We start from the raw sequence: 1,178 nt of genomic DNA, 5'->3' as shown, positions 1-1,178 counted from the left end.
GTCGGCGACGTGACGGTGGCCCGGTACGTGGTCGACCCGCCGCTGGACGTCCGCCACGGCCGCCGCCCGTACCTGCACCCGGTGCGGACCCTCGACGGCACCGTGGTCACCGACGCGTTCCCCGCGGACCACGTCTGGCACCACGGGGTGTCGCTGGCCGTGCCGGACGTGAACGGCACCAACCTCTGGGGCGGGCGCACCTACCGCCAGGACGAGGGCTACGCCTGGCGCGACGACCACGGGCGGATCGCCCACACCGCCTGGGAGGCCCGCGAGCCGGATCACCTCGCGCACCGGCTCGAATGGCGTGACCCCAACGGCGTCGTGCTGCTCACCGAGCGGCGCGAGCTGACCGCCCGTCCGGTGGCCGCACGGGCGTGGGCGCTGGAGGTCGCGTACACGCTGACCGCACCGGACGACCACGACGTCACCCTGGGCAGCCCGGCCACCAACGGCCGGCCGGGCGGGTCCGGGTACGGCGGGTTCTTCTGGCGGGCCGTCAGCGCCACGCCGGCCCGCGTGTTCACCTCCCGCGCCGACGGGGAGGAGGTGGTCAACGGCAGCGCCGAGCCGTGGCTGGCGTTCACCGGGACCGGGCCGGACTCCGCCGCGTACACCCTGGTCTTCTCGGGTCTGGGCGACGGCGACCGGTGGTTCGTGCGGACCTCGATGTATCCGGGGATCTGCGTGGCGTTCGCGTTCGACCGGCCGCTGGTCGTCCCCGCCTCGGCCACCACGCGGTCTGGGCCGGCCGGGTCGGCGACGACCCGTTCGGGCGCCTCGTCGTGCGGCACGTCGCCGCGACCGGGGTCGGCGTCACCGCGGTGACCGTCGACCCCGCCGCTCCCACCGGCCTGTACGCCAAGGACCCGGCACCGGAGGGCACCCGCGTCCACTACTACCGGGCCGGCTCGGCTGCCTCCCGGCTGGACCGCACGGTGTTCGACCATCCCCGGCTCGCCGCCGCCCGCGTGGTGCACCTGACCGGGATCACCGCCGCCCTCTCCGCGACCTGCCGGGACCTGGTCGAGTACGCGCTGGCCCACCGCCCGGCGCCCGGCGCGCTGGTCAGCTTCGACGTCAATTACCGGCCCGGGCTCTGGGCCGCCGACCGGGCCGCCCCCGTGCTGCGCGACCTCGCCGACCGCGCCGACCTGGTCTTCGTCGGCCTCGACGAG

At 76.0% G+C, this 1,178-nt stretch carries 1 protein-coding gene and 1 pseudogene; both read left to right on the top strand.

Features of this window, described 5'->3' with window-relative positions; all coding sequences use genetic code 11:
• Positions 1 to 9: 9 nt before the first annotated feature.
• On the top strand, positions 10 to 828 hold the full coding sequence (locus AB0I76_RS30355; protein WP_357042705.1) for a PmoA family protein: 819 nt from the start codon (positions 10 to 12) through the stop codon (positions 826 to 828).
• Positions 783 to 1,178, top strand: a pseudogene (locus AB0I76_RS30350) (PfkB family carbohydrate kinase); the annotation flags it as partial. The gene AB0I76_RS30355 and the pseudogene AB0I76_RS30350, both read left to right, overlap by 46 nt.

It is taken from the genome of Micromonospora sp. NPDC049799 (assembly GCF_040656655.1).
Classification (GTDB): Bacteria; Actinomycetota; Actinomycetes; order Mycobacteriales; family Micromonosporaceae; genus Micromonospora.
The sequence above is the reverse complement of the archived record's forward strand: the minus strand, read 5'-3'. Positions and strand labels throughout refer to the sequence as shown.